At 37.2% G+C, this 12,665-nt stretch carries 12 protein-coding genes, 1 tRNA gene and 2 riboswitches; of the genes, 2 read left to right on the forward strand and 11 right to left on the reverse strand.

What is annotated here, in order from left to right; genetic code table 11:
- Nucleotides 1–37: 37 nt before the first annotated feature.
- From JOC48_RS07495 to JOC48_RS07505, 3 genes are all read right to left on the reverse strand, one after another.
- The gene (locus JOC48_RS07495) at nucleotides 38–1,834 is read right to left on the reverse strand and encodes a PLP-dependent aspartate aminotransferase family protein (RefSeq protein ID WP_204498454.1); all 1,797 of its coding nucleotides are present in this window, start codon (nucleotides 1,832–1,834) and stop codon (nucleotides 38–40) included.
- A gap of 76 nt (nucleotides 1,835–1,910) precedes the next feature.
- Nucleotides 1,911–2,029, reverse strand: a riboswitch (SAM riboswitch).
- Nucleotides 2,030–2,152: 123 nt separating this feature from the next.
- Complete coding sequence (metX, locus tag JOC48_RS07500; protein ID WP_204498455.1) at nucleotides 2,153–3,241, reverse strand: homoserine O-acetyltransferase MetX; 1,089 nt, start codon at nucleotides 3,239–3,241, stop codon at nucleotides 2,153–2,155.
- A 76-nt stretch (nucleotides 3,242–3,317) separates the two neighbouring features.
- Nucleotides 3,318–3,427, reverse strand: a riboswitch (SAM riboswitch).
- A gap of 184 nt (nucleotides 3,428–3,611) precedes the next feature.
- A tRNA-Arg gene (locus tag JOC48_RS07505) sits at nucleotides 3,612–3,684 on the reverse strand.
- 492 nt (nucleotides 3,685–4,176) lie between these two features.
- Here JOC48_RS07505 and clpP point away from each other — a divergent pair.
- Nucleotides 4,177–4,767 (forward strand): ATP-dependent Clp endopeptidase proteolytic subunit ClpP, encoded by a 591-nt coding sequence (gene clpP / locus JOC48_RS07510; protein WP_204498456.1) that lies wholly within the window; start codon nucleotides 4,177–4,179, stop codon nucleotides 4,765–4,767.
- Between the two features lie 98 nt (nucleotides 4,768–4,865).
- On the opposite strand, the gene JOC48_RS07515 is transcribed toward clpP, so the two are convergent.
- The 7 genes from JOC48_RS07515 to JOC48_RS07545 all read right to left on the reverse strand — a co-directional run bounded on the left by JOC48_RS07515 (nucleotide 4,866) and on the right by JOC48_RS07545 (nucleotide 11,037).
- Entirely contained in the window at nucleotides 4,866–5,120 is a 255-nt protein-coding gene (locus tag JOC48_RS07515) for an HPr family phosphocarrier protein (protein ID WP_204498457.1), read from the reverse strand.
- 168 nt (nucleotides 5,121–5,288) lie between these two features.
- Nucleotides 5,289–6,236, reverse strand: coding sequence for a DNA-binding protein WhiA (gene whiA / locus JOC48_RS07520; protein WP_204498458.1), 948 nt, complete (start codon nucleotides 6,234–6,236; stop codon nucleotides 5,289–5,291).
- A gap of 34 nt (nucleotides 6,237–6,270) precedes the next feature.
- Nucleotides 6,271–7,230, reverse strand: coding sequence for a gluconeogenesis factor YvcK family protein (locus JOC48_RS07525; RefSeq protein ID WP_204498459.1), 960 nt, complete (start codon nucleotides 7,228–7,230; stop codon nucleotides 6,271–6,273).
- A gap of 4 nt (nucleotides 7,231–7,234) precedes the next feature.
- The gene (gene rapZ / locus JOC48_RS07530; protein ID WP_204498460.1) at nucleotides 7,235–8,128 is read right to left on the reverse strand and encodes an RNase adapter RapZ; all 894 of its coding nucleotides are present in this window, start codon (nucleotides 8,126–8,128) and stop codon (nucleotides 7,235–7,237) included.
- 21 nt (nucleotides 8,129–8,149) lie between these two features.
- A complete protein-coding gene (locus JOC48_RS07535) occupies nucleotides 8,150–8,611 on the reverse strand; it encodes an 8-oxo-dGTP diphosphatase (protein ID WP_204498461.1) in 462 nt (153 codons plus the stop codon).
- Nucleotides 8,612–8,952: 341 nt separating this feature from the next.
- Nucleotides 8,953–9,903 (reverse strand): thioredoxin-disulfide reductase, encoded by a 951-nt coding sequence (gene trxB, locus JOC48_RS07540; RefSeq protein ID WP_204498462.1) that lies wholly within the window; start codon nucleotides 9,901–9,903, stop codon nucleotides 8,953–8,955.
- A 123-nt stretch (nucleotides 9,904–10,026) separates the two neighbouring features.
- Nucleotides 10,027–11,037, reverse strand: coding sequence for a tetratricopeptide repeat protein (locus JOC48_RS07545; protein ID WP_204498463.1), 1,011 nt, complete (start codon nucleotides 11,035–11,037; stop codon nucleotides 10,027–10,029).
- A gap of 319 nt (nucleotides 11,038–11,356) precedes the next feature.
- Between JOC48_RS07545 and JOC48_RS07550 the strand changes: the two genes are divergently transcribed.
- Nucleotides 11,357–12,274, forward strand: coding sequence for a 2-dehydropantoate 2-reductase (locus JOC48_RS07550; protein WP_204498464.1), 918 nt, complete (start codon nucleotides 11,357–11,359; stop codon nucleotides 12,272–12,274).
- A gap of 138 nt (nucleotides 12,275–12,412) precedes the next feature.
- Here JOC48_RS07550 and JOC48_RS07555 read toward each other — a convergent pair.
- Nucleotides 12,413–12,665 (reverse strand): integrase core domain-containing protein (locus tag JOC48_RS07555; RefSeq protein WP_204498465.1); only part of this gene is annotated, 253 nt, incomplete at its 5' end.

Below are 12,665 nucleotides of genomic sequence, written 5' to 3' on the forward strand. Positions count from 1 at the left end.
ATCTCTTCAATTAACTATATTCTTTCGTTCTATAAACTTAAATTTCACAAGCGTAAGTGGAAATCGTTCCTCTTAATCGCTGTGCTTCTTTATAAGTACAGCGGTTATGAACAACTTGCAATCCGCCTTTTCTTGCAATCTCGGCTGCTTTTGGTGAAACAACCCCTTCTTGTAACCAGAAAATTTTCGGCTTCACTTCTAGAGCTTCCTCCGCAATTCCAATTGCTGCTTCTGGACTTCTAAACACTTGTACAATATCAATCGGGAAAGGCACACTCTTAATATCTGGATAAGCCTTTTCACCTAGAATTTCTGTCTCTCTTGGGTTAACTGGAACGATTTTGTAACCAAGACGTTGCATCTTCCTAGCTAAGCGGTAACTTGGGCGAGCTTCCTTCCCGCTCAAACCAACAATTGCCAGTGTCTTTTGTCTTGTTTTTTCTTCTCCATCCTCCTGCACACGTTCATATGGAGAATTTAGTGCCCAACGAATGACACCTTCATCATTAATAACAATTTCTTCATCTTCACCATTAGATATTCCAGTTGCTTTTGCCAATGCTTGGTTTAAATCGTTTGAAATATCTCGTACTGATTCAATTCCAACGGACAAACGAACCAATTCTTCTGATACTCCAGTCTCATCCAGCTGTTCTTTTGTTAGCTGTTGGTGTGTAGTGGAAGCAGGGTGAATAATTAGTGATCTTGCATCCCCTACGTTTGCTACGTGAGACCAAAGTGAAACGTTATTGATTAAATCTCTTCCGGCATCACGGCCACCTTTAATACCGAAGACAATCATAGAACCAAATCCATTATTTAAAATTCGTTTAGCCAGCTGATGAGATGGATGATTTCCAAGTCCTGGATACGATACCCACTCTACTGCTGGGTGATTTTCTAAGAATTCCGCTAATTCTGCCGCATTGTTATTATGTCTTTCTACACGTAGGTGCAATGTTTCTAACCCTTGTAGTAATTGGAATGCGTTAAATGGACTTAGCGCTGCCCCAAAGTCTCTCAACAGTTGGACGCGAACCTTTGTAATAAACGCCAATGTTCCGAAATCTACTGCATAACGGATTCCGTTATAGCTTTGGTCTGGCTCCGTAAATGCAGGGTACTTTTCTGAATTCCAGTTAAAGCGTCCGCCATCTACAATTACTCCACCAATCGATGTACCATGACCGCCAATCCATTTTGTAGCAGAGTGAACAACGATATCTGCACCTAGTGTAATTGGTTTGCATAAGTATGGAGTAGCAAAAGTATTATCAATGATTAATGGAACTCCAGCATCATGAGAAATATCCGCTACTGCTTCTACATCTAATACTTGTAAGCCTGGGTTTCCAATAATTTCGCCAAATACTGCTTTTGTTTTATCTGTAATTGCTTCACGGAAGTTATTTGGATCATTCGGATCAACAAACTTAACATTGATTCCATATCTCGGTAGTGTAACTGCGAATAAGTTATAGGTTCCACCATAAAGGTTTACAGCAGCTACAATTTCATCTCCAGCACTTGCTAGGTTTAAAATTGATAGAGTGATAGCTGACATACCAGAAGAAGTTGCTACCGAAGCTACCCCGTCCTCAAGAAGAGCCATTCTTTTTTCAAATACGTCTACTGTTGGATTCCCAATTCTTGAATAAATATTTCCTGGCTCATCTAATGCAAAAAGTCTTTCTGCATGCTCTGTATCATGGAATACATAAGAAGTTGTTTGATAAATTGGCACTGCTCTAGAACCTGTTGTTGGATCTGGTGCCTGACCTCCATGTAATGTTAATGTTTCAAGATCGTACGTAGTATTCGTTGGTTTAGTCATTTATAATTCCTCCTAAAATGTTTCATTCTGTACTAAAAAACCCTCTTCCTTAAGAAGAGGGTTTATATAAATCCTCCTCTTATCTACCAGGAAATTAATTTCCTGCAGGAATTAGCACCTTTTTAAGTTAGGCATATCTAACTTAATGGTTGCTGGGCTTCGTCGGGCCAGTCCCTCTGCCTCTCTGGATAAGAGATCCATATAATTATCTAATTATTAAAAAATTACTTGTTTTAATGTACTACGTATCGCAGTTTTTGTCAAAAGTTTTGTAAAATTCGACTATTTTCTAATATGATTGTTGCTTGAACTTTTTACTTATAAATGATCAAGTTTTTCTTGAATCAGATGGCCCCATTTTTCAAACTCTACTAAAAAGCCATCATGCCCAAACTGCGTTTCAATTTCTTCAAAGGAGCTAGCCTTCCCAATATTCTGCAAATAGTCAGTTAATTGCTTGAATTCTTTCGTTGGAAACAATAAATCTCCAGAATAACTGAATGCATATAAAGGCGCCTGGAAGTTTTCTGCTGCTTCCATCCAACCCCCTCGTTCTCTACCGATATCGTGCGTATCCATTGCTTTTAATAAATAGAGATAGCTATTCGCATCAAAACGCTTTGTCAATTTCTTTCCTTGATAATCAAGATAAGATTCTATTTCATAAGCAATTTCTTCATGTGATACACCAACAGGTCCACGCTGCTCTCTCCCAAACCGCTCATTAAATAAATCCCCTGAACGATACGTAATCATCCCTATCATTCTAGCCAGACTCAAACCATGTTCAGGGATAGAGTCTTTGGAATAATGCCCATTGTTCCATTTAGGATCTTGTAAAATCGCTAAACGCGCAATATTATTAAATGCAATCGCATAATCATTCAAATATGGCGTTACTGCTAGTGGAAACAAACTATCCATTGCGTTTGGATAACAAATTCCCCATTCCAGCACTTGCATTCCACCTAAAGAACCACCCACTACTGCTTTTAAATGGTGAATTCCCAGCTGCTCTAGTGCAAGCTTTTGTGCATTCACCATATCTCTTATCGTCACAAAAGGAAAACTTGTTTGATATGGTTCTCCAGTTTCAGGGCTTTCACTTAACGGACCAGTTGAGCCATTACAACCCCCTATGACATTAAAAGATATCACTTGGAATTTTTCTAAATCAATATAGCCACCGGGGTGAATTAATTTAGCCCAATAACCTGGGTCTTCATCGCTTCCTACAGCATTTTGTGTACCAGTTAATGCATGGCACACAAGGATAGCAGGGTTGTCTATTGATCCTACTCTTTCAAAAGCAAGTTCAACATTTCTAAGAGTCTTCCCTGACTCAAGCTGTAAATCACCGATAGAAACTGTTCCCGTATCCCTAGATAAGGCAACTTTCACCTTCATAGGAAGCACAACCACCTTTCTTATTACAATAATAAAACCTCTCTGAAGATAGAGAGGTTAATACTTTATATTATCTCTCTTATCTTCCAAGCACTTTGCTTAGCAGGAATTGGCACCTTTTTAAGTCATAGACTTAATGGTTGCCGGGCTTCATTGGGCCAGTCCCTCCACCTCTCTTGATAAGAACGTTATTATTCACTTTTATTTGATTATGAAACAGGTCACTTTATATATTAACAAGAAGTCTAGCATGGCAGATGCATACTGTCAATACAAAAAAAGTGTATGAGTAACTTCTATAATATACTTAATGGTAATACCAAATAATCCAAGGGTGAGAAACACTCTTCCTTGTCTTTTTCTAAGTAAGCGCGCCCGGAGGGATTCGAACCCCCGACTCATGGTACCGGAAACCATTGCTCTATCCCCTGAGCTACGGGCGCAAATATATAATTATTGAAATGGTTTTAAAATAGGACAAAAATTATTATAACTGATAATAGCGACAATTTCAAATGGACCTAACAAATTCCTACTTTTATTACATTATATAGAGGAATTATCTACACTTATGTCAAAGATATCTGTAGTGTCCTTTAACTTGAGTACAAGCATAACAGATAGGATACTAACATACATTCTAGATGTGATAGGAGGCGTACCAATAGGGTTAATTGTTCTGAAAGGTTTATTTCAACTAAAAACGGGAAACGATAGAATTAGGTATTTGAATGTTGTACGTTGATTATTATTTTTAATCAATTCTCTATTCCATAAATAACGTATATTAAGTGTAAAAAGCCTTAAATCTTCACGTCTAGCCTTTACATAATAAGCAATGTGTTTTGTTTGACCTTTATTGACCAATTAGTTAATATGAAAGTAGTTAGTCATCCTAATCGATGACATAACGATTACAAAGGAGGAAATTTCAAATGAATTTAATACCAACAGTTATTGAACAAACAAACCGCGGTGAACGTGCATATGATATTTACTCAAGACTTTTAAAAGACCGCATTATCATGCTAGGAAGCGGGATTGATGATAATGTTGCGAATAGTATCGTCTCCCAGTTACTTTTCCTAGCTGCAGAAGATCCTGATAAAGACATTTCTTTATACATTAATTCGCCGGGTGGATCCATTACAGCTGGTATGGCTATATATGATACCATGCAATTCATTAAGCCGAATGTCTCAACAATCTGTATTGGTATGGCAGCTTCCATGGGTGCATTTCTATTATCAGCTGGTGAGCAAGGCAAGCGTTATGCCCTACCAAATAGTGAAGTAATGATTCACCAACCACTTGGTGGAACACAGGGGCAAGCAACAGATATTCAAATTCATGCAAAACGAATCATTGAAATGCGTGAAAAATTAAACAAGATTCTTTCTGAACGTACTGGTCAGCCTTTAGATGTAATTGAGCGTGATACAGAACGTGACAACTTTATGTCAGCTCAAAAAGCAAAGGAATACGGCTTAATTGACAAAGTAATGGAGAAAAAAGCAACAGAATAAAAAAATGCTCTTACAAATCCATTTATAAAAGGGAGACAAAAGGTCTAATCTGTTCGATGAATAAGATTAGACCTTTGTTATTTATGTCAAACCTTAACCTATTGTTTTGTAACAAAATTACTAAGCTCATCAATTGCAACTTGATCATCTGCTCCATCTGCAATAATTGTAATTTCTTCTCCTGAAGCTATTGCCAAACTCATTAATCCCATAATGCTTTTTGCATTAATACGTTTCTCGCCTTTTTCAATAAATAATTCAGATGTAAAATTATTTGCTCTTCGTACAAACTCTGCTGCCGGCCTTGCTTGAAGACCACTATCAATCGTGACAACTACCGATTTCTCGACCAATAAACATTCTCCTCTCTCATCCCACGCAAAAGAAAGCGCTATCATTTATGTTTTTTTAAAAAGCTCTCTTCAAAAATATGTAAGAGAGCTTTTTATTATTATATCACGGAAAAAACAAAAACTACAACGCTGATGAAAATAAGTACAAGCATTTTTCAAAAAATTTTTTTAATTTTCAAGAGCCTCGCCGTTTCTTAGCTTTTCTGCAAACTCATCAATTTTTCGTAATCGATGATTAATTCCTGATTTACTAATTTTTCCATTAGAAACAAGTTCACCAAGCTCCTTAAGCGAAACATCCTGATGTTGAACACGCAGTACTGCAATTTCTTTTAGTTTATCTGGCAAGGCATCTAGACCTACTGTTTTATCAATAAAGCGGATATTTTCTACTTGACGAAAAGCAGCACCTATCGTCTTATTCAAATTAGCCGTTTCACAGTTAACAAGTCGATTGACGGAATTTCTCATATCCCGAACAATACGTACATCTTCAAATTTGAGCAATGCTTGATGAGCTCCAACATAATTCAGAAATTCCGTAATCTTTTCTGCCTCTTTTATATAAACGATAAATCCTTTTTTTCGTTCTAATATGCGTGCATGTAAATGAAACGAATTCATCAATTCACAAACAGCATCGTTGTGTACTTGATAAAAATTGAATATTTCTAAATGATAGGAGGATGTTTCCGGATTATTAACCGAACCACCCGCTAAAAAGGCCCCCCTCAAATATGCTCTTCTACAACAAGTCTTTTTTGTATATTTATCAGAGATTGTTCGAATCAGCTGAAAGGGTTCCTCCAAGATTTCTAAGTCAGATAGTATGATATGGGCACCTTCAATCAAACGAACAATATAAACATTGTTTTTTCTCAGTTTCATTTTCTTTCTTACTAATAACTCAACAGGATATGGATATAACGACTTTATTAATGTATAAATTCGTCTAGCTATTGCAGCATTTTCCGTTTGAACATCTAAAACATATTCCTGTCTTGAAAAAGATATTGCCCCGTTCATTCGAATCAAAGCAGTGAGCTCGGATTGTGCACAACAGGGACGGTTTGTTACTTTCGTTAATTCTTTCTTTATATCTGATGCAAATGACAATCTCATCACCTCCCTGTCAAAACAAGCGAACCATTTATTGTATCAATAATGAATATAACAATTTAGCGACCTTTTCCGTATCATGACGCAGCATTTTTTTCGAATGATCAATAATGTCCGCTTCAATAATTTCAAGCCCCATCTCTTTTAAGCGATCGGTATCATAAACAACTGGCTCTGCATTTTCTTCCGCATAAACCTTACGTACGTCGCCAACAATCGGTTCATTGTTTACAATGATGGAATGAATACTTCCCTTGCCAATATGATCTGTAATCGCTTGGACATGGTCTGCTGCTGAATAACCACTTGTTTCCCCTTGCTGTGTCATGACATTACACACATATACTACTTTCCCCATCGTATTTTTTAATGCATCCCCAATTTCTGGAACAATCATGTTTGGCAATGTACTCGTATAAAGACTTCCCGGTGCAATGACAACAAGATCAGCTTTTTCAACAGCTTGCACAGCTTCAGGAAGTGGCAGAACCGGTTCTGGTTTTAAAAATACTCGCTTAATCCTTTTATTTGCTAACGGTATATTAGACTCACCTGAGATTATTTCTCCATCTTCCATCTCAGCATGCAAGAACATATTTTGGTTTGCAATTGGGTAAATGTTTCCTTTTACATTAAGTACTCGCGAGATTTCTTTAATTCCATTGTAAAAATCTCCAGTAACAGCAGTCATTGCTGCTAACAACAAATTCCCCATCGAATGACCGGAGAGACTGTTTCCATTTTTGAAGCGATGTTGAAAAAGTTCCATTAACATTGGTTCAACATCTGATAACGCTGCAATGACATTACGAATATCTCCTGGAGCTGGCATCGCCATTTCTGTTCGAAGTCTTCCAGAGCTTCCCCCGTCATCAGCGACGGTTACAATGGCTGATAGATCAATGGGATATTCTTTAAGACCCCTTAGAAGTACTGGCATACCAGTACCACCCCCAAGAACAGTTACCTGCGGTTTCCTCTTTTCCTTCATATGATTAATGTCCCTTTCTTTTGTCTATATCTCGATGACTTGCATGTGTTATATAGCCCTTGGAAAACTGCCTTGCAAAATGTTCTGCAATAGCAACAGAACGATGTTGACCACCTGTACATCCGATTGCAACAACCAATTGACTCTTTCCTTCTTTTTTATACTGCGGCATCATAAATTGAAGTAAATCATACAATTTTTCAAGGAAAATTTGTGTATCCGACCATTTAAACACATAGGAAGCCACTTCTGAATTTAACCCAGTTAATGGACGCATATGTTCAACATAATGTGGGTTTGGTAAAAATCGGACGTCAAATACTAGATCTGAATCAATGGGGAGACCATACTTGAATCCAAAAGAAACAAAATGAACAGAGAATATTTGCTGTTCCCTTTCCCCAAATTTTTTCACAATTTTTTCTCGTAATTGCTTTGGCTTAAGATTTGTTGTATCGATAATATGATGGGCACGCCCTCGAAGTTCATCAAGAATTCGCCGTTCCTGTTTGATCCCTTCTAATGGTAAGCCATCTTGTGCCAACGGGTGCGATCTTCTCGTTTCTTTATATCGAGAAACGAGTGTTTCATCTTTCGCATCTAAAAAAAGAATATGCTCCTCTAACCAATCTTCTTTACCAAGCTTATCCAATGCTTCAAATAACATGTCAAAAAATTCACGCCCTCGTAAGTCCATCACGAGCGCAACTTTATCGATATTGTTAGAAGCATCTCTCATCAAATCTAAAAACTTTGGAAGTAATGCAGGAGGTAAATTATCGACACAATAATAACCTAAATCTTCAAAACTCTGAACTGCTACTGTTTTTCCTGCTCCTGACATCCCAGTAATAATTACCAAATTGGTTTCTGTTTCCTTGGCTACCAATGTTGACATCCCCTTCTTGAATAACCTCATTTATGGGTTTGGATCAAGCTTCTTATCTAATAACTTATAATCCTGCGTATAGATAAAGGTTCCATATAATAGATTATCGTGATGAAGGATATGATGATAAATGGAACGGTCACCTTCAGCCATTGGTTTGTTTAACACTTCCTCCGTAGGAACCCACTCCAAGTCTCCTTCATCACAATGATCGACGAGTTTGCCTTCATAACTGCTACAGAAAAAAGTAAACATCATCCATTCTTGCTCCGTTACACCGTCTTCTTTTTCTATAACTGTGAATGCTCCCTTTAATTCAGGGTTTATTAATTTTAGTCCCGTCTCTTCTTTAAATTCTCTTACGGCAGCATCCTTAATCGATTCTCCTTCTTCCATTTTTCCTCCTGGCATTGCATACCAACCACGTCTTGGTTTTTTTAACATAAGAATATGGTTTCCATCTTTTAATACACAATTTGTAACTCTACGCATTTTATATCAACTCTTTCCAAATGGAGGTGTATCTTAGATGCTTCCTAGATGTAAATACACCAAAACCAATAATACATTATCTTCTTATTATACAATGAATCTTAACTAACCCACAAATCATCAAACGTTTATCATTGATGAAAATTCTTTCACCCTATGATTGTCTCATACCTACAGTAATTAGTAATCTTGTGGTACAAAAAAAAGTGCACAGGTAATGATTACCTGTGCTTCCAATTTATTATCTATTAAAAGGGGGTCAATTAGTTAATACCATTATACCCCATAAATGTTTCGTGCGTGTTACAGGAAGGTTAAATTGCATTTACGCCAGCTTTTTTTTATTTCACTGCGTTTAATTCTTCCTCTAAATTTTCAACGTAAGCTTGTGCGGCCTGAGCTGCTATACTTCCATCACCAGTTGCAGTTACAATTTGGCGTAGCTCTTTTTCTCGGATGTCTCCTGCAGCAAATATACCCGGTACAGCTGTTTCCATTCGTTCATTGGTAACAATATATCCTTCATCATTTGTAATTCCTAAAGATTGGAATGGTGTGCTTAATGGATTCATACCAATATATACAAACACTCCATCTGTTTTGTGTTCATATTCTTCACCTGTATTTTTATTAACGAGGGTCACACTACCAACTTTTCCATCTTTACCATTAATTGTTTTTACAGTAGTATCCCAAATGAAATCGACCTTGTCATTATCAAAAGCTCGCTGCTGAAGTATTTTTTGTGCACGCAGCTCATCACGTCGGTGAACAATCGTTACTTTACTTGCAAAACGAGTTAAATAAACTCCTTCTTCCACTGCTGAATCTCCACCACCAACGACAATCAACTCTTTTTCCTTAAAGAAAGCACCATCACAAACAGCGCAATAAGAAACACCTCTACCACTAAGCTCATCTTCCCCAGGGATACCTAATTTTTTAAATTGAGCACCAGTAGTAATAATGATTGCTCTTGCTTTATATTCCTTGTTTCCGGCAACAATTGTTTTAAATTCCTTGCCATCCTTTACTTCTTTAATATCTCCATAAGCATATTCAGCACCAAACTTCTTCGCATGCTCAAACATTTTGTTCGACAAGTCCGGCCCTAGAATATGGTCATATCCTGGATAGTTTTCAACGTCTTCTGTATTCGCCATTTGACCGCCTGGAATACCTCGTTCAATCATCAGTGTATCTAAATTTGCACGGGAAGCGTAAACAGCAGCAGTCATACCTGCTGGTCCTGCACCTGCAATGATCACATCATAAATTCGTTCTTCAGACACTGTGTTTCACCCTTTCTAAATCATCCTAAACTGCATTCATCGCATATTATCTTATGAAAGACAGGTTTAGGTCTAATATTCTGCTCATTTTTACATATATTTAACTTATGAAGGAAAGCTTATTCATGTCCAGGGAACTTGATTTTTTACTAATTTTTGATGCTTTTTACATCCTTCTTCCCAAATGATACGTGCTTTCTCTGGATATCCAGACTGAAACGCTGCAATACTATACCATTTAAAATAGCTTGCATGTCCAGTTAAATGTGATTTAGATAATGTTTGAAATCGTTTAAATGCTTCTTTAGTATTGCCTGTCCTTGCCAATGTACAAGCAATTCGTAATTTTTGCTGTTCATGAATCGGATAAATATTACGGATTAACTCAATATGTCTGTCACGTAAATCGTATTGTTTGCGCTCATGGTAATAGATAGCTAGATTTGTATGACTAAAAAGCGATTGTGGATCTTTTTTTACGGCAGCTTCTTCAAGCTCAATAGCATCTTCCTCATGACCAGAGAAAAATAACGCGAAGCTATATTCATGCTTGGCGTATACATACTCCGGAAAAACGGCCATCATTTCTTCTAATAAAGGAATGGCATGACTCCATTCCTCACGTTCTAAATGATAAAATGCTGTTTCTTGATAAATAAGAAGTTCATCTTCCTCTTCTTCATACATCCAGTCCTCGATTTCTTCCTCCTCATCAAGATCTAAAACGGTCAACAATTGTTCCGCCTCTTCACGAAAATCACCATCTGGAGCTTTTTCTAAATAAGTAAGGATATATTTTTTTGCATCTTGTAACAATCCAAGATGAGCATAATTGTTAGCAATTAAATAATAACAGTCAATATAACTTTCACCATTTGTTGAAAGAACCTTATTTAATATTTGATTTGCAGCATGATATGCCCCAATTTCAGTATATATAATGGACATTTGGCATTGATATAAAGCTTCCTCCGGCTCTAATTCCACAGCCTTTTTTAACCATTTAAGTGCGATATCAAATTTCCTTTTTTGAAAGGCTTCGACGCCCTTTGTAAAATAAAAGTCGCCCTCTGGAATGAATGGAATAATATTTGCTAGTTTTTCATCTATGTTTGCACTCTCCGTCGGAACCATCCTAGTCTCCCCCTTAGAAATGTTAGCGTTCAAGAGGTGGACAAAGCCCTTTACTTTTGAACTACTTTTTAAAATCCAGTTTGATACCGATAGAAGTATATCACATTTTTACGCAATATTATATAGCTCAATTCTCTTCCCTAATTCAGTTTTTTTCTCACCTATCTCTTTCATGAAAGATTACTTGTCAGCTATGATTATATAGATACACGTTTGCGATTTTAGTAAAATGCTACACTTAAGTATCTAGAATCATCTATACTAATGGTAACAGTCTAAATTCAAAATGATTAAACACAAAAATGATAGGAGTGTTCGTGTGAAGATTGTTGTTTTAGGTGCTGGCGCATTAGGAGCTTATTTTGGGGCTCGATGGGAACAGAGTGGTCAGGATGTCGTATTTTTGGTAAGACCGAAAAGAGCACAACAGCTTCGACAAAGTGGAATTCTTATCCATAGTGTCGAAGGTGATTATGCAATTGAAGCACCGAATGTAATCGAAGATGCAAGCGAGGTGGATACAGCTGACCTCGTCCTTCTCGCGGTGAAAGGCTATCACCTCCAAGATACTATTAGTCAATTAAAAACACTTACTGCCAAAGGAGCACGTGTATTACCTGTCCTTAATGGGATTGAACACTTACCTATTCTTCAAGAACAATTAGGAGAAGAGGCTGTGTTAGGCGGGTTATCATTTATCATTGCTACACTGGATAATCAAGGGGATGTGGTACATGCTAGTTCTTTTCATGACCTTCGCTTTGGCCCTCTACATCCATCTCAACAAGCTTTATGTCAACAAATTGAATCGGTTTCACGCAATGCCAAAATGAACGCCAAACAAGCCGATGATATATCGTTAGAAATGTGGAACAAGTATATGTTCATTACTGCTTTTTCAGGTATTACTACTGCTACGGATTCAGTAATTGGTGAGGTACGTAAGCGGCCTTCAACGTTTCGAATAGCTGAAAAGATATTAGAAGATATGACTAAGCTTGCTAACGCTAACAACATCCCATTAAATAAACAACATGTTGAAAAAGCAATGGATAACTTAAGGAAATTTGATGAAGACGCAACCTCATCTATGCATCAGGATCGACGAAAAGGGTTACGGTTGGAAGTAGAACATTTACATGGAGGTGCCATCCGACTAGCGGAGCAATCCGGATTGGAACTCCCTTATGTGGAAACTATTTATGGAATTTTGAAGCGCTTTGAGAATAAAGATTGATCCAATAAACCGGGTATCCCTGCCCGGTTCTTTTCTTTTATATTCATACAAAGTCTAGGAACGCCTTCACCTTTGGCACCCTTTAAACAAAGGGGTCAGTAAGCTTACCCCTGTCAAGTAGACACATAAGGTTTGGGGTCATGCTGCCAATTTACTTTTATATTGAACTGGAGCTGATGATCCTAAGCCTTTTTGTCTTCTTCTATTGTTATAGAAATCTATATACCAGTCTATCGTACGATAGACTTCTTTTTTCGTTTTTGGCTGTTGAATGCGCACTGATTCTTCTTTAAGATGACCAAAGAAGCTTTCTATCGGTGCGTTATCCCAACAGTTTCCTTTTCTAGACATACTTTTTTTTATTTGATATTGTTTTAATTGATTTGTGTAT

This window comes from Aquibacillus albus, assembly GCF_016908325.1.
Taxonomy (GTDB): Bacteria; Bacillota; Bacilli; order Bacillales; family Amphibacillaceae; genus Aquibacillus_A; species Aquibacillus_A albus.